21 protein-coding genes are annotated in these 19,683 nt (G+C 71.8%); 13 read left to right on the top strand and 8 right to left on the bottom strand.

Annotated elements, in window-relative coordinates:
* Positions 1-72 precede the first annotated feature (72 nt).
* The 7 genes from FHS22_RS04870 (at position 73) to FHS22_RS04840 (ending at position 7,811) form a co-directional block, all read left to right on the top strand.
* On the top strand, positions 73-966 hold the full coding sequence (locus tag FHS22_RS04870) for a TIGR01777 family oxidoreductase (protein WP_184938806.1): 894 nt from the start codon (positions 73-75) through the stop codon (positions 964-966).
* A gap of 37 nt (positions 967-1,003) precedes the next feature.
* Positions 1,004-1,741, top strand: a complete 738-nt coding sequence (locus FHS22_RS04865; protein WP_184938804.1) for a Type 1 glutamine amidotransferase-like domain-containing protein — start codon at positions 1,004-1,006, stop codon at positions 1,739-1,741.
* Between the two features lie 74 nt (positions 1,742-1,815).
* Positions 1,816-2,493, top strand: a complete 678-nt coding sequence (gene lipB, locus FHS22_RS04860) for a lipoyl(octanoyl) transferase LipB (RefSeq protein WP_184938802.1) — start codon at positions 1,816-1,818, stop codon at positions 2,491-2,493.
* A gap of 78 nt (positions 2,494-2,571) precedes the next feature.
* Positions 2,572-3,501: a lipoyl synthase gene (gene lipA / locus FHS22_RS04855; protein ID WP_184938800.1), complete on the top strand. Its 930-nt coding sequence runs from the start codon at positions 2,572-2,574 to the stop codon at positions 3,499-3,501.
* 166 nt (positions 3,502-3,667) lie between these two features.
* The gene (locus tag FHS22_RS04850) at positions 3,668-6,175 is read left to right on the top strand and encodes a beta-glucosidase family protein (protein ID WP_184938797.1); all 2,508 of its coding nucleotides are present in this window, start codon (positions 3,668-3,670) and stop codon (positions 6,173-6,175) included.
* 140 nt (positions 6,176-6,315) lie between these two features.
* Positions 6,316-6,993, top strand: coding sequence for a DUF4191 domain-containing protein (locus FHS22_RS04845; protein WP_184938795.1), 678 nt, complete (start codon positions 6,316-6,318; stop codon positions 6,991-6,993).
* Positions 6,993-7,811, top strand: coding sequence for a class I SAM-dependent methyltransferase (locus FHS22_RS04840; RefSeq protein ID WP_184938793.1), 819 nt, complete (start codon positions 6,993-6,995; stop codon positions 7,809-7,811). The genes FHS22_RS04845 and FHS22_RS04840 overlap by 1 nt, the downstream gene beginning before the upstream one ends.
* Before the next feature lie 111 nt (positions 7,812-7,922).
* Here the strand turns inward: FHS22_RS04840 and FHS22_RS04835 are convergent, their stop codons facing one another.
* On the bottom strand, positions 7,923-8,387 hold the full coding sequence (locus FHS22_RS04835; RefSeq protein WP_184938791.1) for an RDD family protein: 465 nt from the start codon (positions 8,385-8,387) through the stop codon (positions 7,923-7,925).
* A gap of 126 nt (positions 8,388-8,513) precedes the next feature.
* Here FHS22_RS04835 and FHS22_RS04830 point away from each other — a divergent pair, with 126 nt between their 5' ends.
* Both FHS22_RS04830 and glnA read left to right on the top strand, forming a co-directional pair.
* A complete protein-coding gene (locus FHS22_RS04830) occupies positions 8,514-9,569 on the top strand; it encodes a hypothetical protein (protein WP_184938790.1) in 1,056 nt (351 codons plus the stop codon).
* A 158-nt stretch (positions 9,570-9,727) separates the two neighbouring features.
* Entirely contained in the window at positions 9,728-11,152 is a 1,425-nt protein-coding gene (gene glnA, locus FHS22_RS04825; protein WP_184938788.1) for a type I glutamate--ammonia ligase, read from the top strand.
* 258 nt (positions 11,153-11,410) lie between these two features.
* Here the strand turns inward: glnA and FHS22_RS04820 are convergent, their stop codons facing one another.
* Positions 11,411-11,752, bottom strand: coding sequence for a DUF5713 family protein (locus FHS22_RS04820; protein ID WP_184938786.1), 342 nt, complete (start codon positions 11,750-11,752; stop codon positions 11,411-11,413).
* Between the two features lie 144 nt (positions 11,753-11,896).
* The gene (locus FHS22_RS04815; RefSeq protein WP_184938784.1) at positions 11,897-12,802 is read right to left on the bottom strand and encodes an SMP-30/gluconolactonase/LRE family protein; all 906 of its coding nucleotides are present in this window, start codon (positions 12,800-12,802) and stop codon (positions 11,897-11,899) included.
* A 65-nt stretch (positions 12,803-12,867) separates the two neighbouring features.
* On the opposite strand from FHS22_RS04815, the gene FHS22_RS04810 reads away from it, so the two are divergent.
* Together FHS22_RS04810 and FHS22_RS04805 are read left to right on the top strand one after the other, a co-directional pair.
* The gene (locus FHS22_RS04810) at positions 12,868-13,383 is read left to right on the top strand and encodes an Lrp/AsnC family transcriptional regulator (protein WP_184938782.1); all 516 of its coding nucleotides are present in this window, start codon (positions 12,868-12,870) and stop codon (positions 13,381-13,383) included.
* Between the two features lie 47 nt (positions 13,384-13,430).
* A complete protein-coding gene (locus FHS22_RS04805) occupies positions 13,431-13,640 on the top strand; it encodes a hypothetical protein (protein WP_184938780.1) in 210 nt (69 codons plus the stop codon).
* A 95-nt stretch (positions 13,641-13,735) separates the two neighbouring features.
* On the opposite strand, the gene FHS22_RS04800 is transcribed toward FHS22_RS04805, so the two are convergent.
* From FHS22_RS04800 to FHS22_RS04785, 4 genes are all read right to left on the bottom strand, one after another.
* Entirely contained in the window at positions 13,736-14,851 is a 1,116-nt protein-coding gene (locus tag FHS22_RS04800) for a hypothetical protein (RefSeq protein WP_184938778.1), read from the bottom strand.
* A gap of 52 nt (positions 14,852-14,903) precedes the next feature.
* On the bottom strand, positions 14,904-15,968 hold the full coding sequence (locus FHS22_RS04795) for a radical SAM protein (protein WP_221473211.1): 1,065 nt from the start codon (positions 15,966-15,968) through the stop codon (positions 14,904-14,906).
* 32 nt (positions 15,969-16,000) lie between these two features.
* Positions 16,001-16,225, bottom strand: a complete 225-nt coding sequence (locus tag FHS22_RS04790) for a hypothetical protein (protein WP_184938776.1) — start codon at positions 16,223-16,225, stop codon at positions 16,001-16,003.
* Positions 16,226-16,305: 80 nt separating this feature from the next.
* Entirely contained in the window at positions 16,306-16,533 is a 228-nt protein-coding gene (locus FHS22_RS04785; RefSeq protein WP_184938774.1) for a hypothetical protein, read from the bottom strand.
* 360 nt (positions 16,534-16,893) lie between these two features.
* Here FHS22_RS04785 and FHS22_RS04780 point away from each other — a divergent pair, with 360 nt between their 5' ends.
* Complete coding sequence (locus tag FHS22_RS04780; protein ID WP_338047598.1) at positions 16,894-17,475, top strand: C40 family peptidase; 582 nt, start codon at positions 16,894-16,896, stop codon at positions 17,473-17,475.
* Between the two features lie 141 nt (positions 17,476-17,616).
* Positions 17,617-18,471 (top strand): LLM class flavin-dependent oxidoreductase, encoded by an 855-nt coding sequence (locus FHS22_RS04775; RefSeq protein ID WP_184938772.1) that lies wholly within the window; start codon positions 17,617-17,619, stop codon positions 18,469-18,471.
* A 77-nt stretch (positions 18,472-18,548) separates the two neighbouring features.
* Here the strand turns inward: FHS22_RS04775 and FHS22_RS04770 are convergent, their stop codons facing one another.
* A complete protein-coding gene (locus FHS22_RS04770; RefSeq protein ID WP_184938770.1) occupies positions 18,549-19,622 on the bottom strand; it encodes a hypothetical protein in 1,074 nt (357 codons plus the stop codon).
* Between the last annotated feature and the right edge of the window lie 61 nt (positions 19,623-19,683).

The following is a 19,683-nucleotide window of genomic DNA, read 5'->3' as shown; positions in this document are numbered from 1 at the left end:
CGCAGCGGAGCCGCGGGGGCCGCAGGAGCCCGCCTCCCGGAGGCGCAGCGCGGGGTCGGTTACATTGGACGAATGACGATCATCGTGACCGGCTCCTCGGGCCTGCTGGGGTCGGCCCTGGTCACGGCCCTGCGTGCCGACGGTGTCCGGGTGGTCCGGCTGGTACGGCGGGCGCCGCAGGGCGGTGACGAGTCGTTCTGGAACCCGGCGAAGGGCCTCGTCGACCCGGCCGCGCTGGAGGGCGCCGAGGCCGTGGTCCACCTCGCCGGGGCGGGCATCGGCGACCGCCGGTGGACCGAGCAGCACAAGCGCGAGGTCCTGCGCAGCCGGGTGGAGGGCACCCGGACCCTCGCGAACGCGCTGGCGGGCCTGTCGGCCAGGCCCGCGGTCCTGCTGTCGGGGTCCGCGATCGGCTACTACGGGGACACCGGCGACCGCGCGGTGGACGAGTCGGACCCGCCGGGAGAGGGCTTCCTGCCCGAGGTGGTGCGCGCCTGGGAGGCCGAGGCGGAGCCCGCCGCGGCGGCGGGCGTCCGGACCGTGCGGCTGCGCACCGGGCTGGTGCTGAGCCGCCGGGGCGGCATGCTCCCCCGGATCCTGCCGATCTTCAAGCTCGGACTGGGGGCGCCGCTGGGCTCGGGGCGGCAGTACTGGTCGTGGATCACCATCGACGACTGGGTGCACGCCGTACGGCACATCCTCGGCGACCGGGGGATCGAGGGCCCGGTGAACCTCACCTCGCCGGAGCCCGTCACCAACGCCGCCTTCACCGCGGCCCTCGGCCGGGCGCTCCGCCGGCCCACGATGCCGCTGGCCGTCCCCGGGCCGGTGCTGCGCGCCGCGATCGGCGGATTCGCGCAGGAGGGGGTGCTGACCGGGCAGCGGGTGGTCCCCCGGCGCCTGCTCGATACGGGGTACACGTTCCGGCATATCCACCTCAACGAGGCACTGCCCGCCGTACTCTAGGGTCCCTGTTCCCACTGGAGCCACCGGGGAGATCATCATGAGCAGGTCCGGCCAGTCCCACATCCTCGCCATCGGCGGGGGCTCGTTCCGCCCGTCCGAGCGTTACGGGTTCATCGAGGCGAGCGCGCTGCTGCGCTACGCCCTCGACCTGACCGGCCAGGACCGGCCCCGGCTCGGGCTGCTCGCCACCGCGACGGGCGACGACTCCGAGTGGCTGCTGAAGATGTACGGGGCGTTCCGCGACTGGGACGTCGAGGTCAGCCACCTGACCGTGTTCCCGATGCCCAACGTCGACGACCCGCGCGAGTGGGTGCTGAGCCAGGACATGATCTACGTCAGCGGCGGCAGCGTGGCCAACCTCGCGGCGCTGTGGCGCCTGCACGGCCTGGACGAGGTCTTCGAGGAGGCCTGGCGGGCGGGAGTGGTGCTGGCCGGGCAGAGCGCGGGCGCGCTCTGCTGGCACGTGGGCGGCAACACCGACTCCTTCGGCCCCCGGCTGCAGCCGTGGTCGGAGGGCCTGGCCCTGCTGCCCTACTCCTGCGGCGTGCACTACGACTCCGACCCGCAGCGCCGCGAGCTCCTGCACGCCTCGGTGGCCTCCGGAGAGCTGCCCGGCGGCTACGCCGCCGACGAGGGCGTCGCCCTGCACTACGTGGGCACCGAGTTCATCCAGGCGGTCACCGTGAACCCGGGCGGCTACGCCTACAAGGTCGAGCACGACGGGGCGGACGGGGTCAAGGAGTTCCGCATCGAGCCGCGGCTTCTCACGTTGTGATCCCGGCCAGGCCGTGGACGGCTCCGCCCGTCTCCGCCTCTCGTCGCCTCGGCCCGGTCAACTACCCTTTATCCGTGAGTGAGCTGGCGATCGTCCGTCTCGGTGTCGATGTCCCCTACGAGCAGGCCTGGGACCTCCAGCGGCGGATCCACGCCCGGCGGGTCGCCGACCGGATGCCCGACGCCTGCCTGATCCTCGAGCACGCGCCGGTCTACACCGCGGGCAGGCGTACGGCCCCGAACGAGCGGCCGGGTGACGGCACCCCGGTCATCGACGTCGACCGGGGCGGCCGGATCACCTGGCACGGTCCCGGGCAGCTCGTCGGCTATCCGATCATCCGGCTGGGCGGCCGGCTGAACGTGGCCGGCTACGTCGCGCTTCTGGAGGAGGTCCTCACCCAGGTCTGCGCCGACTTCGGGGTGGCGGTGGGCCGGATCCCGGGGCGCGGCGGCGTCTGGGCGGCCGGCGACCCCTCCCACGGCCTGCCGGACCGGCAGGTGGGCGCGATCGGCGTCCGGGTCACCCAGGGCGTCACCATGCACGGCTACGCGCTCAACTGCGCCAACGATCCGAGCTGGTACAACCGGATCTCCCCCTGCGGGATCGCCGGTGCGGGGGTCTCCTCGCTGTCGGCGGAGACCGGCCGCCGGATCGTGGTCGACGACGTCGTGCCGTACGCCGAGAAGCGCCTGGCCGAGGCGCTCGGCGCGCAGGCCTTCGACCTGCCGGAGGAGGATCTCTTCCGGCGCTGAGCCCCGGGAGCGGCGTGCCCCGGCGGGGCCGCGCGCCCCGGGTCCACGCACTTTTCCCGGTGGACGTAAGGTGTAACCGTGACGGTAGCTCCAGAAGGCCGAAAGCTCCTCCGCCTGGAGGTTCGCAACGCCGAGACCCCCATCGAGAAGAAGCCCGAGTGGATCAAGACCCGGTTCCGGACCGGCCCCAACCACACCGAGCTGCGGGCGCTGGTCAAGCGGGAGGGTCTGCACACCGTCTGCCAGGAGGCCGGGTGTCCCAACATCTCGGAGTGCTGGGAGGACCGTGAGGCGACCTTCCTCATCGGCGGCGACCAGTGCACCCGGCGCTGCGACTTCTGCCAGATCGACACCGGCAAGCCCAAGGAGTACGACACCGACGAGCCGCGCCGCGTGGCCGAGTCGGTCCGCCAGATGGGCCTCAACTACGCGACCGTGACGGGTGTCGCCCGTGACGACCTGCCCGACGGCGGCGCCTGGCTGTACGCCGAGACCGCCCGGCAGATCCACGCGCTGCTCCCCGGCTGCGGCGTCGAGCTGCTGGTCCCCGACTTCAACGGCGACCGGGACCAGCTGGAGGAGGTCTTCTCCGCCCGGCCCGAGGTGTTCGCGCACAACATCGAGACCGTGCCGCGGATCTTCAAGCGCATCCGCCCGGGCTTCCGCTACGAGCGCTCCCTGGAAGTGATCTCCAAGGCCCGCGAGGCCGGGCTGGTGACCAAGTCCAACCTGATCCTGGGCATGGGAGAGGAGCCCGAGGAGGTCCTGGAGGCCATGCGCGACCTGCACGGGGCCGGGTGCGACCTGCTCACCGTCACGCAGTACCTGCGGCCCACCCCCCGCCACCACCCGGTGGAGCGCTGGGTCAAGCCCGAGGAGTTCGTGCAGTTCCAGAAGGACGCCGAGGCCATCGGCTTCGCCGGGGTGCTGTCCGGCCCGCTGGTCCGCTCCTCCTACCGGGCCGGGCGCCTCTACAAGCAGGCCATGGAGGCCCGCCAGCGCGCCTGACCCCCGCCCTCCGGGCCCGTCCCCGGACTTCCCGCCGTCGAGGCCCCGCGTTCGCGCGGGGCCTTTTTTCGTTGCCCCGGGCCCCTTCTGCACACCCCGGATCCATTTATAACAGTATGGACATGATACCTACCGAGCACTCGGTTTTCTGAGTGAGACTGTCGGCGTGGACATCGAAGAACTGATCAGGAAGCTCGACCTGAGCACCAAGGTGCGCCTGCTGACCGGCGCGGACATGTGGTCCCTGCCCGCGCTGCCCGAGATCGGGCTGGAGCGGCTGGTGATGAGCGACGGCCCGATCGGCGTCCGGGGCGAGCAGTGGACCTCCGCCGACCCGTCGATCGCCCTGCCCAGCCCCACGGCGCTCGCCGCCACCTGGGACGTGGAGCTGGTCCGCAGGACCGGGCGGCTGCTGGCCCAGGAGGCCCGGCGCAAGGGCGTGCACGTGCTCCTGGCCCCCACCGTCAACCTGCACCGCAGCCCGCTCGGCGGCCGCCACTTCGAGTGCTTCTCCGAGGACCCGTACCTGACCGGGGAGATCGGCGCCGCCTACGTGGAGGGAGTGCAGGAGGGCGGGGTGGGCACCACGCCCAAGCACTTCGTGGCCAACGACTTCGAGACCGACCGGTTCACGGTGAACGTGAAGGTGAGCGAGAAGGCGCTCCGCGAGGCGTACCTGGCGCCGTTCGAGCGGGTGGTCCGGGCCGGTGCGTGGGGCATGATGGCGGCCTACAACGCGGTCAACGGGACCACGATGACCGAGCACCGGGCCCTGCAGCGGGACGTGCTGAAGGACGAGTGGGGCTTCGACGGCTTCGTCGTCTCCGACTGGACCGCGGCCCGGTCCACCGAGGCGACCGCCGAGGGCGGCCTCGACGTGGCCATGCCCGGGCCGTTCGGCCCCTGGGGCGAGAAGCTGGAGGCCGCCGTCCGCGAGGGCCGCGTCTCCGAGGAGGTCGTCGACGAGCAGGTCCGCCGCGTCCTGCGGCTCGCCCATCGCGTCGGCGCCCTGAAGCCCGCGTCCACCGGCTCCTCCACCGCGTCCGGTACCGCCTCCCCCGCCGCCCTCTCCCCCGGCGCCGGTACGGCGGGCGGCACGGCGGACGGCACGGTGGACGCCTCCGGCGCCGGCCGTACCGTGATCGACGGGACGGCCCTGGCCCGGGAGGTGGCCGCCCGCTCGTTCACCCTCCTGCGCAACGAGGACGGCCTGCTCCCGCTGGCCGGCGTGCGGAGCGTGGCCCTGATCGGGTCCGCGGCGGCGGAGGCGAGGATCATGGGCGGCGGCAGCGCCCAGGTCTTCCCCGACCGGATCGTCTCGCCGCTGGACGGCCTGCGCGCCCGGCCAGGCGTGGAGGTCCGCCACGCGCTCGGCACGGACCCCCGCCTGCGGCTCGCGCCGCTGACCTGCCCGACCCGGGCCCTGTTCCTGGACGCCGACGGCGAGGTCCTGGCCGAGCACCCGCTGGCCACCACCGAGGCCCGCTGGGTCGGCAGCCTCCCGCCGGACGTGGACGGCGGGAGGCTGGCCGCGGTGGAGCTCCGCACCGGCTACACCCCCGGCGTGACCGGCCCGCACGAGTTCTCCGTCGCGGGCGTCGGCGCGTTCGCCGTGACGGTCGGCGGCGAGACGGTCTTCGACGCCGAGATCGCCCTCGAGGGCGGCGACCCCGCCGCCGCGTTCCTGTCCCCGCCCGAGCACCGGATCACGGCCCACCTCACCGAGGGCGTGCCGGTCGAGCTGAGCGTGCGCCACCCGGCCGGGGCGTTCGGCGGCATGGCCTTCGTGGCGTTCACCCTGGGCCACGCCGACCCCTCCCCCGGTGACGACGCGCTCATCGCCGAGGCCGTACGGGCCGCCGCGGACGCCGACGTGGCCGTCGTGGTCGCCTCCACCACGCTGGAGGTGGAGAGCGAGGGCTTCGACCGGACGAGCCTGGCCCTGCCCGGCCGGCAGGACGAGCTGATCGCGAAGGTCGCCGAGGCCAACCCGCGCACGGTCGTGGTCGTCAACGCCGGCTCACCGGTGGAGATGCCGTGGCTGGAGGAGGTCTCCGCGGTCCTGCTGACCTGGTTCCCCGGCCAGGAGGCCGGCGACGCGCTGGCCGACGTGCTGTTCGGCGACGCCGAGCCGGGCGGGCGGCTGCCCACCACCTGGCCGGTCCGCGAGGCCGACGCGCCCGTCCTGGACGTGACGCCGGTGGACGGCGAGGTCGCCTACGACGAGGGCGTCTTCATCGGCTACCGCGCCTGGGAGCGTGCGGGGCGCACCCCGGCCTTCTGGTTCGGCCACGGCCTGGGCTACACGACCTGGTCCTACGACACGATCGCGGTGACCGAGCGCACGGTGACGGTGGCGGTGACCAACACCGGGACGCGGCCGGGCCGCGAGATCGTGCAGTTCTACCTCTCTCCCCCGGAGTCTCCCACCGGCTCTTCCACCGGCTCTTCCGCGGGGCAGGACGGCGGGCGGCCCGCCCGCGCGCTCGCCGGGTTCGACGTCGTCGACGCCGGACCCGGCCAGACCGTGATCACGACGATCACCGTGCCCGAACGCGCCTTCCAGGTCTGGACGGACGCCGGCTGGGCGACCGTCCCCGGCGACCACACCGTCGAGGCCGGCCGCAGCGTCGCCGACCGGCGGCTCGCCGCGGTCGTCTCCGTCCGGGCCTGACGGCGCCGGGCCTGACGCCGCCGGGGCGGGTCCCGCCCGCCCCGGCGTGAGGCCGCGCCTCCGCGCCGCGAGCCGGTCCGGCACGCGGCGCGGAGGTCACGTTTTCATTTCTTGAGCATCGGATTTGTATCCTTGTCCATATGGCGAAGAAGCCGGAGGACCCGGAGCGCATGGGGCGCGTGAAGCAGCTCCGCATGATCGCGCAGATCATCAAGAAGGCCAACCCCAAGGGGATGCCGATCGTCTACGCGTCGGCGCTCGGCACGCTCGTGCTGTTCGTCGTGCTCGGCCTGGTCACAGGCTGGTGGCCGCTGTACGTCATCGGCGTCATGATGGCCCTCACCGCCGGTCTGGTGGTCTTCGGCCAGCTCGCCCAGAAGGCGCAGTACTCCATGCTGCAGGGCCAGCCCGGCGCCGCCGCCGCGATCCTGCAGGGCATGCGCGGCAACTGGGAGGTCACCCCGGCCGTCGCGGTCAACCGCGACCAGGACATCGTCCACCGCGTGGTCGGCTACCCGGGCATCATCCTCGTCTCCGAAGGGCCGGGCAGCCGGGTGCAGAAGATGCTCGTCGCGGAGAAGAAGCGCGTCCAGCGGGTCGCGCTCGACGTTCCGGTCTACGACATCCAGTCCGGTGACGGCGAGGGCCAGATCCCGATCGGCAAGCTCCAGCGGCATCTGATGAAGCTGCCCCGCAACCTGAAGAAGCCCGCGGTCTACGAGATCAACAACCGGCTGAAGGCCCTCCCCCAGACGCTGCCGATGCCCAAGGGGCCGCTGCCCCGCGGCGCGAAGATGCCCCGCCCGAAGCTGCGCTGATGTCCCCGGAAGGGGTCGGCCGCCACCGGGTGGACGCCCTCGCCACCTCGCGGGCCAACCGCGGCTGGTGGGACGGTGCCGCCGACGAGTACCAGGCGGAGCACGGCGCGTTCCTGCGTGACTCCGGCTTCGTCTGGTGCCCCGAGGGCCTCGACGAGGCCGACGCCGGGCTGCTGGGCGAGGTCGCGGGCAGGGACGTCCTGGAGATCGGCTGCGGGGCGGGCCAGTGCGGGCGCTGGCTGGCCGGGCGGGGTGCCCGGGTCGCCGCCTTCGACCTGTCCTTCCGCCAGCTCCAGCACTCCCGCCGGATCGACCTCGACGACGACTCCGGTGACGGCTCCGGTGGCGGGCTCCCGGTGGTCCAGGCCGACGCCGAGGCCCTGCCCTTCGCCGACGGCTCCTTCGACCTGGCCTGCTCGGCGTACGGCGCGCTGCCGTTCGTCGCCGACCCGGCGGCCGTGTTCACCGAGACCCGCCGGGTGCTGCGGCCCGGCGGGCGCTTCGTCTTCTCCGTCAGCCACCCGGTCCGCTGGGCCTTCCCCGACGACCCCGGCACCCGCGGGCTGACCTCCGACCGGTCCTACTTCGACCGCACGCCGTACGTGGAGACCGGCCCCGACGGGCGGCCGAGCTACGTCGAGCACCACCGCACGATGGCCGACTGGGTCGGGCACATCACGGCCTCGGGACTGGTCCTGGCGGCGCTGACCGAGCCGGAGTGGCCCGAGGGCCACGAGCGGGTGTGGGGCGGGTGGAGCCCGCTGCGCGGCCGCCACCTGCCCGGCACCGCGATCTTCACCTGCGTCAGGCCCGCCTGAGCCCGACGGGCGGGTTCCGCCCCGGCCGCCGCTGACCGCGTGAGGCCCGCCCGTCCACCGGACGGGCGGGCGGCGCGAGCCGGGAGTCCCCCTCCGGCCGAGGGGGAGGGGTCAGAGGCGCACGACCACGGTGTTGGCGGCGCGGTCGTGCAGGCCGCGCCGGTCGCGGTCCCAGATGAGCGCCGGCACGGCCAGGCACAGCAGCAGGCTGCGCACCAGGACGGGCAGGAACCGGGGGTTGCCGCCGTCGAGGGCGGCGACGCGGATGCCGAGCAGGCGCATGCCGAAGGTCATCCCCATGGTGCCCACCAGCAGAAGGTTCACCACACCGAAGACCACCAGGGGGGCCCACGGCTGCTCGGCGGGGCTGACGCGCAGGATGCCCTGGGCGATGGCCCAGGTGCAGATGATCCAGTCGATCGCCAGGGCGCCGATCCTGCGGCCGAACCCGGCCACCGCGCCGCTGCCCTCCTCGGGCAGGCCGAGCCGCTCCCCCGGGTATCCCAGGTCGACTCCGGCCGACCTGACGCCGCCGAGCCAGGTCTGGGTCCAACGGGGCTGCTGCCTGCTGCTCATGCCCCCAACGGTAGCCGCCCGGGGTGCCGCCCCCGAATCCAGTCGAACCGGTTACCGAAATGAGGCGGAAACCCACCATTATGAGCATCAACTGTCACATCATCCCCCTTCATCCGGAGCATCCGCGTGCCAGACGACGACCTCGACCGGCGTTTCAACGAGCTCGCCGCCCAGATCAGCGTGGAGGAGCGGAGGAGGGCGTCCAGGGCGGCCCACGCGGAGTGGGCGGCGCTCCCCCGGAACAGGCGCCGCCGGAGGTGGCGGATCACCGCGCTGGTGGCGGTGGTCGCGGTCGCCGCGACCGGAGGCCTCGTCACCTACCGGCCCGAGCTGCTGGAGGGGGCGGTCACCGCCTTCTCCGAGCGGCTCGCCGGGACGGCCGACCGCGACGATCCGTCCGCGGGACCGCTCCCCGGGGAGACGGCGGGGCCGGTTCCCGAGGAGACGACGCCGGTGAGCGTGGACCCGGTCAAGGTGTCGCCGTTCGAGGGCTCCCCGGCGATGGACTACCCGGACGGGGCCGACGGCCTGGTGATGCCTCCGGCCAAGGCGATGGGCGGGCTGAGCGAAGAGGACGTCGCCGCCGCTCTGAAGCGCGCCAAGGACCTCCTCAAGGCGTCCAACCTCGACCGCCGCGTCCTGTTCAAGGCCGGGCACAAACCCTTCAGCAGGCTTCTCGACCCCGAGGAACGCGAGTGGTTCCTCAAGAACCTCGACCGCAGGAAGCCGCGGAAAGGCGACTTCAACACCCGGTACTGGCTGACCTCCTTCGCCCCCGGGACCGCCGAGCCCGTCACCGATGTGATCAAGGTCAACGGGAGGACGAAGCTCTCCCCGCTGAAGGACGGCCGGCGCACCGGGGTCCGGATCAAGGTGAACTACCTGTTCGTCTACGCCGTCCAGCGGCCCGGCCGGCCGTACACCGCCATGCGCGTGGTCGCGCACAACGCCGGCGAGATGGCCGCCTACCGCGAGAACGGCAGGCTGGTGATCTGGGTCCGCAACTGGAACGGCGACGGTACGGCGGGCGCCCGGTGCGACGTCGACGACGGCTTCGTTCACCCCTCCTACGAGGACTCGCCCGAGGACAGGGAGGTGGCCAAGGCGACCGGCGCCCCGATCGACCCCTACGACCTGGAGGAGAGCGAGCAGGAGGGCTGCCGCCTGACGACCGGAACGTGAAAGCAACGCAAAACACGGGTTTCCCCCTGGGGCCTCCCCCGTTCCCGGGTTAGCGTGGGGGCGGCGTCCCTTAACACGGGTGAAACAATCGAGACACGGGGCGGTAACGGCGCAGGCCTACGTTCGGTCCGGTAGCCCGTGCCCCTTGGGAGGTTCGCGTGTTCAACTCAGCCGACGACGTCCTGAAGTTCATCAAGGACGAAGGGGTGCAGTTCGTCGATGTCAGGTTCACCGACCTGCCCGGGACGACGCACCACTTCACCTTCCCCACGGAGAACTTCGGCGCGAGCGTCTTCACCGACGGACTGATGTTCGACGGCTCCTCGATCCGCGGTTTCCAGGCCATCCACGAGTCGGACATGCTCCTGCTGCCCGACCCCTCCACGGCGGTGCTGGACCCCTTCCGCGACCACAAGACGCTCAACCTCAACTTCTTCGTGCACGACCCGCTGACCGGCGAGGCCTACAGCCGCGACCCGCGCAACGTCGCCCGCAAGGCCGAGGAGTACCTCCGCGGCACCGGAATCGCCGACACCGTCTACTTCGGCCCCGAGGCCGAGTTCTACATCTTCGACGACGTGCGGTTCGAGACCAGCGCGCACACGAGCTACTACCACATCGACTCCATCGAGGGCGCCTGGAACACCGGCAAGGCCCAGGAGGGCGGCAACCTCGGCTACAAGCCGCGCTACAAGGGCGGCTACTTCCCGGTGCCGCCGATGGACCACTTCACCGACCTGCGCTCGGAGATGGTCCGCCGCCTCATCGACGCGGGCATCGAGGTGGAGATGCAGCACCACGAGGTGGGCACCGCAGGCCAGGCCGAGATCGACTTCCGGTTCAACACGCTGCTCAAGGCCGCCGACACCCTGATGCTGTACAAGTACATCGTCAAGAGCACGGCCCTGGAGTACGGCCACACGGTCACCTTCATGCCCAAGCCGATCTTCGGCGACAACGGCTCCGGCATGCACTGCCACCAGTCGCTGTGGAAGGACGGCGAGCCGCTCTTCTACGACGAGGTGGGCTACGCCGGCCTGTCCGACACCGCCCGCTACTACATCGGCGGCCTGCTCAAGCACGCCCCGTCGCTGCTGGCCTTCACCAACCCGACGGTCAACTCCTACCACCGCCTGGTCCCCGGCTACGAGGCCCCGGTCAACCTGGTCTACTCCCAGCGCAACCGCTCGGCCTGCATCCGCATCCCGATCACCGGCTCCAACCCGAAGGCCAAGCGCATCGAGTTCCGCGTGCCGGACCCGTCGTGCAACCCGTACTTCGCCTTCGCCGCCCAGCTCATGGCCGGCATCGACGGCATCCGCAACAAGATCGAGCCGGTCGAGCCGGTCGACAAGGACCTCTACGAGCTCCCCCCGGAGGAGGCCCGCAACATCCCGCAGGTCCCCGGCTCCCTGTCGGAGGTGCTCGCCGCCCTGGAGGCCGACCACGAGTACCTGCTGGAGGGCGGCGTCTTCACGCCGGACCTGATCGAGACCTGGATCTCCTACAAGCGCGAGAACGAGGTCGACCCGATCCGCCTGCGCCCGCACCCGCACGAGTTCGAGCTCTACTACGACGTCTGATCACCGTGACCTGCGGAGACTCTGGCAGGTGACCCTCCGGGGCACGTGCAGGGCACTCAGGCATCATGTGCGAGGCCGTCGGGCGACCGTCCGCTCAGGACACGCTCGGCGGCCTTTCGCGTGCGCTCCCCCTGCCGGGATGAAGCGTGTGGCGGTGGCGCCGGAGGCGGTGTTCCCGCTGGCGGGATGGGCGTCGGGCGCTGCCGCGGCACCCGGTGCCCGGCCGCACCGGGCACCGCTCCGGCGCGGATCGCCGTGTCACCAGTCCCGGGCGGCGACCAGTTCTTCCGCGTCCGCATCCGCGAACCCGTACGCCGACGCCACGAACCGGAAGTCCTCGGCGATCACCTCTCGCGCGACGGTCTCGATCCCGCTGCCGGCCGCCTCGAACTCCGCCTCCAGGGCGTTGAACTCCTCCGTCGCGGCCTCCGTGAGCGCGTACAGGGCCGTCAGGTCCGGCGGACGCTCGGCCTCGATCCGCTCGCACAGCCTCAGCAGGACCGCTCTCCCCTTGTCGACGACGTGATCCGGGAAATACCCGTCCTCGTACATGCCTCTGAGGAACGCATGCTTGACCACCTGCTGATTCGTGGGCGACATCGCGATCTCCTGTTCTCGCCGTAGACCGATGCCCCGATCCTGCACTGCTCCCCCGACAATGCCCCCGGCGGCACCACCGACGCCGCCGGGCTCCCGCGGGCGCCCGGCCCGTCCTCCGTACCGCAGGACGGTGGGAGCGGTCCCTCACGCGTAGGCGGGGCGGGCGCCGCGGACGTTGGTCATGAGGGCGTAGACGGAGGTCGAGGCGGTGACGAACAGCCAGTTGCGCTTCAGACCGCCGAAGACGAGGTTGGAGGTCTTCTCCGGGAGCCGGAGTCTGCCGATCAGCGTGCCGTCGGGGGCCAGGCAGTGCACGCCCTCGTGCGTGGCGGCCCAGATGCGGCCGGTGTCGTCGAGCCTGATCCCGTCGAAGGAGCCCGCCGTGCACTCGGCGAGCACCTTGCCGCCCGAGAGCGTGCCGTCGCCGTGCACGTCGAAGGCCCGCAGGTGCTTGCGCCTGGTGTCGACGACGTAGAGCCGCTCCTCGTCCAGGGAGAAGGCCAGGCCGTTGGGGCGGACGAAGTCGCCCGCCACCAGGCGGACCTCGCCGGTGACCGGGTCGGCGCGGTAGACGTTGTCCGCGCCGATCTCGCTGTCCGCCCGATGCCCCTCGTAGTCGCTGGTGATGCCGTAGGAGGGGTCGGTGAACCAGATGGAGCCGTCGGACTTCACCACCACGTCGTTGGGGCTGTTGAGGCGCCTGCCCTCCCACCGGTCGGCGATCACGGTGATCGAGCCGTCGTGCTCGGTGCGGGTCACGCGGCGGTTGCCCTGCTCGCAGGAGACCAGGCGGCCCTGGGCGTCGAGGGTGTGGCCGTTGGTGTGGCCGGCCGGGGCGCGGAACGGGCCGACGGCGCCGGTCTGCTCGTCCCAGCGGAGCATGCGGTCGTTGGGGATGTCGCTCCACAGGAGGTAGCGGCCCGCGGGCACGTACACGGGTCCTTCCGCCCAGCGGCAGCCCCGGTGGATCCTCTCGATCTGCTCGTCACCGCCCACCGTGGCGAAGCGGTCGTCCAGGACGTCGAACTCGGCGGGGATGGTTTCCATCATGAGGAGAGCAAATAGCATCGAATATCATCATGTCAAATACCATTATGACTTGATAATGTCCTGTCATGGATGACATTGACAGAATGTTGATAGGTCTGCTGCAGGAGGACGCCACCCGCTCGTACGCGGCGCTCGGGGCGGCCGTGGGCCTGTCGGGCGGCGCGGCCCACGAGCGGGTCAGGAAGCTGCGCGAGCGCGGGCTGATCCGGCGGACCACCGTGGAGGTCGACCCGGTGGCGGCGGGCAGGGGCGTGCTGGCCTACGTGATGATCGACGGAAACGCGTGGATGGGCGGTACCGGCGAGGCGCTCAGGGCGATCCCCGAGATCGAGGAGGCCCATGTGATCGCGGGCCCGGCGTCGGTGCTGGCCAAGATCCGCGCGTCGAGCACCCGGGAACTGCAGGCCGTCCTGCGCCGGCTGTTCGAGATCGACGGAGTGGCCGGAACCCGGACCGTCGTCGTGCTGGAGACCTTCTTCGAGCGCGGCGTCCACGTGCCCGGCCCCTCCGGCGCGCCGCCCGCAGGCCCCCACGACCCCGCGGTGCAAGCGAGGAGAAAGCCCTCTACAAGTCATTCCTGATACCAATGAGGCGTTGACCGAACATACGACCAGGAGAACCGACCACCGTGTTCCGCACCGTCGCCACCACCGCCGGCGTCATCGTCATCGCCCTGTCCTCGCTCGTCGCCTGCAGCGCGGGCGACGAGGCGTGCGCCGCCTCCGTCAGTACGGCGGCGGCCTCGTTCACCCTGTCCGCCGCGGACTCCTCGGCGGACCGGAAGCCGTCGAAGCCCAAGAAGAAGAAGGTCGACGTCGACGTCGACGACTGCGAGTGAGCGGAACGCGAGATCTCCCCGGGCCGGGCGCCGGAAAGGCCGGCCCGGCGCCCTGAGCGTCCGGCGGGGCGCCCCGGCTCCACCGGGATCCCCCGCTAGGCGGCGGATTCGACGGCGGCGGATTCGACGGCGGCGACCAGGTCCCGGATCGCGGCGTGGCCGGGTTCCGCGGCTCTGCCGTACCTCCGGCGTACCTCGAAGTACAGGGACCGTCCGAGCAGCCGGTCGCGCACCGGGCGCCACTCGGCCGAGGCTCGGTGGCCGGGGGCCAGCCGCAGCGCCCCCTCGACGAACTCCAGGTGGAGGGGCTCGTCCTCATGCCCGCCGCACATGTCCAGCCCTCGGACGTAGACCGCCAGGGCGTAGCGCTCCTCTCCGAGCGTCTCCAGGAGCAGCCCGAGCCGTTTGAGCTGCCGGAGGAAGGTGGGAGGCGTCGCGTACCGCGGTTCCGTCCGCGTCGCGATCGCCGTGAGCCCGACGGCGAGCCGCCGCGCGGACCCCTCCTGTCCCAGGGCCGCCAGAGCGGCCACGCGATGCAGCAGGAACGCCATCTCGTCGGCCGTCGTCGCGGGATCGGCCTCGGCGGCCTTCTCCAGGGCCTCTCCGGCGCGCCCGCCGCGCAGGAGGGCGAGAACCTCGCCCTCGTCGACGAACCGGCGGGTCCCCGGCGGGGTGAGGCGGCGCAGGCGCGGGATGAAGGCCAGCGCACCCTCCGGGTCTCCGGCTCGCAGGTACGCCTTCAGCTGGTCGATCGCGTACACGTTCCACAGCACCTCGGGGATGCCCGCGTCGGCGGCCACGACGAGCGGCCACGCGCCGGCGGGGAGCCGGCACGGTCCGAGCCGCACGGGACGGAGATCGCGCAGGTGCTCGGCGAGGACGAAGTGGGGCCGGGCGCCGTCCGCGTCGCCCCGCAGAACACGCAGACGCCCCAGATTGATCCATGGCTGCAAGGCGTCTCCCAGAACGGACGGGTCGCCGGACTCGGATGCGAGCCGCGCCAGCCATTCCAGCTGAAGCCGGCACAGGCGCTCGGCGGTCTGCAGGTCACCCGCGTGCGCGACGACGAGGGCGGCCAGGTTCATGCAGGCGGCTTTCGCCCCTCTTCCGCCGGCGGAGAGCGGCGGCTCCGCGCCGAGAGCGCTCAGCTTCCCGCGCAGCTCGACCGCCCAGCCGTCCAGCGCACGCCGCGCCGGCCGGTCGTGGTCCACCAGGAAATCTCCTGCGAGCGAACTCCCCGATCGGGCGGCGACGGTGTTCACGTCACGCCCGCGCGCCGAGTCCGAGTCGCGTGGCACCCAGCTGCACAAGCACCGTCCGGTCGCGGGGAAGGCCGTCGGCGGGGCAGCCCAGAGCCGTCCAGTCACGGGACTCCCACCCGCGCAGCCAGGGGCGCAGGAGAAGGTTGTCGATCTCCAGCGTGCCGTCCCGGCGCAGTTTTCCGATGGCGTTGGCCGGGTCGGTCAACGCCACCGTGCATTTCCCGACGACGCCGTTGGCGCGGATCATCAGGGAGTTGGGGCGGGAGGCGTAGCAGACGTCCGGAACAGGCTGCAGGCGACGGCCGTCTCCCCCGCCGAGCACCACCGACCGCAGTCCGGCCAGGATGCCCTCCCGCTCCTCCTCGCCGACGACGTCCATGGCGTCGTCGTTGGGTCCGCCGAGCCGTTCCACCGGCTTGAGTATCACCGAGAATCGCGCGTCCGCGAGGAACGTGTCCCGGATCTCCGCCAGGAACTCCGGCATCAGGGGCACGTTGGCCGGAGTGAGATGCACGCGAAGGAGGACGTCGACAGGTGCCGGATCGTCCCGGATCGCCAGCAGGTTGCTCCATATCCGGCGGAACGAACCGGCTCCGCCGGCCTGGACGCGGGTTCGGTCATGGATGTGCTGCGGTCCGTCGAGCGAGATCTGGTAGCGGCGGATTCCCAGCGCGCCCAGCCGGGTCACGGCCGGCGTGTCGAGGAGATAGCCGTTCGTCGTCATGTCGCCGACGTACTCCACGTCCGGCCGCTCCGCCACGGCGGCGGCGATGTGGGCGGAGATGTCCTCGACCACCGGGCGGGCCAGCAGCGGCTCCCCGCCGAACCACGAGACGTTGAGGAATCGCAACCCGTCCAGACGCCTGTCGACCAGGCGTTTGACGCCCTCGACGGTCGAGGCGCCCATCCGGCCGATGGAGAAGTCCTCGTAGCAGTAGGTGCACCTGAAGTTGCACTTCTCGGTGGGCAGCAGGATCAGGTGCAGCGCATCGTTGCGGAGCGAGGTTCCGAGCTCTGTGATGAAATCGTCCGGAGATTCTTCTCCGGACGCGGTCCGAGCAGCCACGGGCGTCCGTTCTTTTCAGCGGGTTCGAAGGTTCAGGCCGGATTGCAGCGCGAGATGTTGGGCCTGCATCCGGAGCCGTTCGAACTGCAGGTACTCGCATTCGTGGCGTCCGCCGCGGCCGCGGCCCCGTCGACCGCGTCGCGCAGTCTCCTGGCGATCTCCGGATCCCTGATCGTGACCCGGCCCTCCTCGTCCACGCTCATCTCCTCGACGCTCAGACCGGCCAGCACCTCGGAAAGACCTCGTTCGACCACCATCGATTCCTCCAAATCCGCGGATCAGGCGGAGCGTAGGTTCACGTCATCGCACCGGCACGCCCGGCACACGGGTTCAAGGGCTATACGATCCCGCCGCACTGCGAGAGGTTCGGGCTGCAGTTGGAGTCGTTCGAGCTGCAGCTGGTCTGATTCGGCGCCGTCGCCGTGACCGGGGCCGCTCCGACCGCGTCGCGCAGTCTCCTGGCGATCTCCGGATCTCTGATCGTGACCCGGCCCTCCTCGTCCACGCTCATCTCCTCGACGCTCAGACCGGCCAGCACCTCGGAAAGATCCCGCTTGACCACCATCGATTCCTCCACGTCACAGGCCGGGCAGGGTACGGGCCCCCGCTCCCGCGCACCGCCTGTACACGCCGGCTGCCGGCCCTCGGGCTTCGAAGAGTTCCGCGATCAGCGCTTTCCCGGCAGAACCCGACGCCCGGATTCCTTTCACCGCTGTTCCTTCTCAGGTTCGGACGGGAGAAAACCGCCGGCATCTTCAAGACTCACCACGTGGAGGACCATGAACCCGCCGATCCCGGGGGCGCGGCGGTGGGGCGCCGAGGCGCCCGCGGCCGGCGACGAGCGCACCGGCGAGAGCTGCGCGAGGCCACGGTTCATTCGGCAGAATGAATCATGATTTGAACTGACAGAGCGAGGTCGATCAGGGTGGCCGAGGTCTCCGGGCGTCGCCGGTGGGCGGCCCCGGCCGGGATGCTCGCGGTGCTCCTGGCGGGGGTGAGCGCCTCGGTGCCGGTCCTGCCCGTCACGCTCAACCGGCCGGCCGCCGTCGCCCACGCGATCCACGCCGGGATCGGCCAGCCCGGCTGGAGGGGCGGGCCGATCCCCTACTCCTGGGGCGGCGGCCACGACGAGGAGCCCGGCCCTTCGCTGGGCACGTGCCGGGGCTACCGGGGCTCGATCACGCCGTGCCCGGCCACCAGGACCCTCGGCCTCGACTGCTCCGGGCTGGCCAGGTGGGTCTACCACCTGGCCTACGGGCGCGACGTCCTGGGCCCCGGCAACACCGACGACCACGTCCGGCGGCTCACCAGGGTCCCGGCCGCCGAGGCCCGACCGGGCGATCTCGTCTTCTACGGCACGGTGAGCAGGCGCAGGGTCAGGACCCACCACGTCGGCGTCTACATCGGGCAGGGGAAGATGATCAACGCTCTGCGGACCGGTACCGAGATCCGGGTCGACCCCCTCACCCGGCTCGACGACTTCGCAGGGTACTTCCGCTATCTCTGAGGCCCCGGCGGCCCGGGCCGTCCCCGGTCGCGGGCGGTCCCGCGGGCTCTGTCCGCGGTGTCCTCGCGGGACCTAGTGGGAGTATTCCCCACGAACCAGCACATACCCCATGAACTTCTTCGGACCCACGTGAGGAGAGACATGCGCCTGGGCGTCATGTTCGAACGCGATCTTCCCCCCGAGTCCCTCATCCCCTTCGCCCGCCATCTGGACACCACCGACGCCGACGACCTGTGGGTGGTGGAGGACCTGGGCTGGACGGGGTCGGTCTCGTCGGCGGCCACCGCGCTCGCCGTCACCGAACGGCTCCGCGTCGGCATCGGCATCGCGCCCGCGCCGCTGCGCAACCCGGCCCTGCTCGCCATGGAGCTGGGCAACCTGGCCCGCCTGCACCCGCACCGGCTCGCCGCCGGGATCGGCCACGGCGTGCAGGACTGGATGCGCCGGGCGGGCGCCCTCGCTCCGTCACCGCTGGCGCTGCTGGAGGAGACCGTCGTCGCGGTGCGGGCGCTGCTGCGCGGCGAGACGGTCACCGCCGAGGGCCGCGCCGTACGGCTCGACGGCGTGCGCCTGGTGCACCCTCCCGCCGTGCCGCCGCCCGTCCTGACTGGGGTGGTACGGCCCCGCTCGCTGGCGCTGTCCGGGCGGGTGGCCGAGGGAACGATCCTGCCCGAGGGCTTCGACGCCGGCCGGGTCGCGGAGGCCCGGAAGCTGATCGGCGAGACCGGAGGCGACCACGAGGTGGTGGTCTTCGTCCACCTCTACGTCGACGACGACCCCGCACGGGTCCGGGAGGCCGTACGGCCCGCCGCGGCGGAGCAGGCCGGATTCCTGGGCGTCGCGCCGGAGGACGTGCCGATGGCCGCGGGCTCGGCCGCCGAGGCCGCGGACGTCGTGCGGTCGCTGTGGGAGGCCGGGGCGGACACCGTGGTGCTCCGCCCGGTCGGCGCCGAGCCCCTCGGCCACGTCGACCGGATCCTCGCCGTTCTGCGCTAGCGGGGCCGCGCCGGTCCCCGCTCCGGGGACCGGCGCGGCCTGCGGAGGGCACTCCGGCCGGGCGGCGGCGCGCCCGGCTAGGAGCGGTTGCGGAAGCCGGTCAGGCGGCGCAGCACGTCCCACCAGAAGGGTGCGCCGAACAGCAGGGCGACGGCGGTGAGCAGGTAGCCGGGCCAGTGGCCGAGGGTGATCAGCCGGTCCCACCAGACGGCGCCGTTCCAGTTCAGGGAGGGGTCACCGCCGTCCGGCGGGACGGTGATGCTCACGATGGCGTGATCGAAGATCTTGACCAGGGCGGGTGAGCTGAAGGACTCGGTCACGCACTCGTACGGCTCGGCGGCACCGGTGACGGTGCACTTGTCCTTCAGCGCGGCCAGCCCGTCCTCGCTGCCGCCGGCGATGGCCGCCACCCCGGCCCGGAAGGCGTTGTCCCGCAGCAGGGTCTTGCCGTACTCCAGCGCGTCCATGCTGAACAGCAGCGTCAGCACCACCCCGAGCGCGAACACCACCCACGTGACGTAGCGCCGGTAGAGCCCGGACAGGCGCTTCATCTCCCCGTCGAACCAGTTCTCCACGCCCCGCCGGAACTTCGCCAGGTCCTCCTCGGCGCCCTTCCACACGCCGCGCAGGTGCCCGGCGAGCGGGCTGCGGATGGCCTCCAGTTTCGCCAGCAGGCCCTCCACGCCGCCCTCCTCGGCGGCGATCAGCTCCATCACCGCGCCGGAGAACCGCTCGGGCGGGATGTCGGAGATGGTGGTCCGCGCGCCCTTGGGATGGTCGATCTCCTGCAGCCGCCGGTAGAGCCGCTCGGTCATGTCGACCTCGGGGACGGGCGCCTCGGCGGCCAGCACGGCCGTCGGGTCCACCGGCATCGGCGCCACCACGGGGGGAGCCGGGTCGGGGCTGTGCGCGGGGCGCGGGTCGTCCTTCGAGAAGGGCAGCTTGCCGAAGACGTCAGCGATCTTGGAGGGGATCCAGGACGTGCCCTCCGAGGAGCCGCCGTCCATGGTGTCGCGGAGGTAGGCCCACAGGAACTTGCTGCGGATCCCGAGCAGCCGGACGAAGGCCTCGTTGATCCCGCTCACCAGGAGCGAGAGCAGCAGGAAGGCCAGCACCAGTCCGATGGCCAGATCAGCGTAAACGGATATCAAAGTAGATCACCCGGATCGTTGATACACGCCGCTCCCGGCGGGCGCAACAGGAACACCGATC

The sequence above is a fragment of the Thiemannella venezuelensis genome, assembly GCF_014203605.1.
In the GTDB taxonomy this organism is placed as follows: Bacteria; Actinomycetota; Actinomycetes; order Streptosporangiales; family Streptosporangiaceae; genus Planomonospora_A; species Planomonospora_A venezuelensis.
The sequence above is the reverse complement of the archived record's forward strand: the minus strand, read 5'-3'. Positions and strand labels throughout refer to the sequence as shown.

Coding starts and splice junctions, on each gene's coding strand:
- FHS22_RS04835 (WP_184938791.1), bottom strand. CDS start 8,387: ATGAGCAGCAGGCAGCAGCCCCGTTGGACCCAGACCTGGCTCGGCGGC.
- FHS22_RS04810 (WP_184938782.1), top strand. CDS start 12,868: ATGGATGACATTGACAGAATGTTGATAGGTCTGCTGCAGGAGGACGCC.
- FHS22_RS04865 (WP_184938804.1), top strand. CDS start 1,004: ATGAGCAGGTCCGGCCAGTCCCACATCCTCGCCATCGGCGGGGGCTCG.
- FHS22_RS04775 (WP_184938772.1), top strand. CDS start 17,617: ATGCGCCTGGGCGTCATGTTCGAACGCGATCTTCCCCCCGAGTCCCTC.
- FHS22_RS04840 (WP_184938793.1), top strand. CDS start 6,993: ATGTCCCCGGAAGGGGTCGGCCGCCACCGGGTGGACGCCCTCGCCACC.
- FHS22_RS04820 (WP_184938786.1), bottom strand. CDS start 11,752: ATGTCGCCCACGAATCAGCAGGTGGTCAAGCATGCGTTCCTCAGAGGC.
- FHS22_RS04790 (WP_184938776.1), bottom strand. CDS start 16,225: ATGGTGGTCGAACGAGGTCTTTCCGAGGTGCTGGCCGGTCTGAGCGTC.
- FHS22_RS04845 (WP_184938795.1), top strand. CDS start 6,316: ATGGCGAAGAAGCCGGAGGACCCGGAGCGCATGGGGCGCGTGAAGCAG.
- FHS22_RS04815 (WP_184938784.1), bottom strand. CDS start 12,802: ATGATGGAAACCATCCCCGCCGAGTTCGACGTCCTGGACGACCGCTTC.
- FHS22_RS04785 (WP_184938774.1), bottom strand. CDS start 16,533: ATGGTGGTCAAGCGGGATCTTTCCGAGGTGCTGGCCGGTCTGAGCGTC.
- FHS22_RS04870 (WP_184938806.1), top strand. CDS start 73: ATGACGATCATCGTGACCGGCTCCTCGGGCCTGCTGGGGTCGGCCCTG.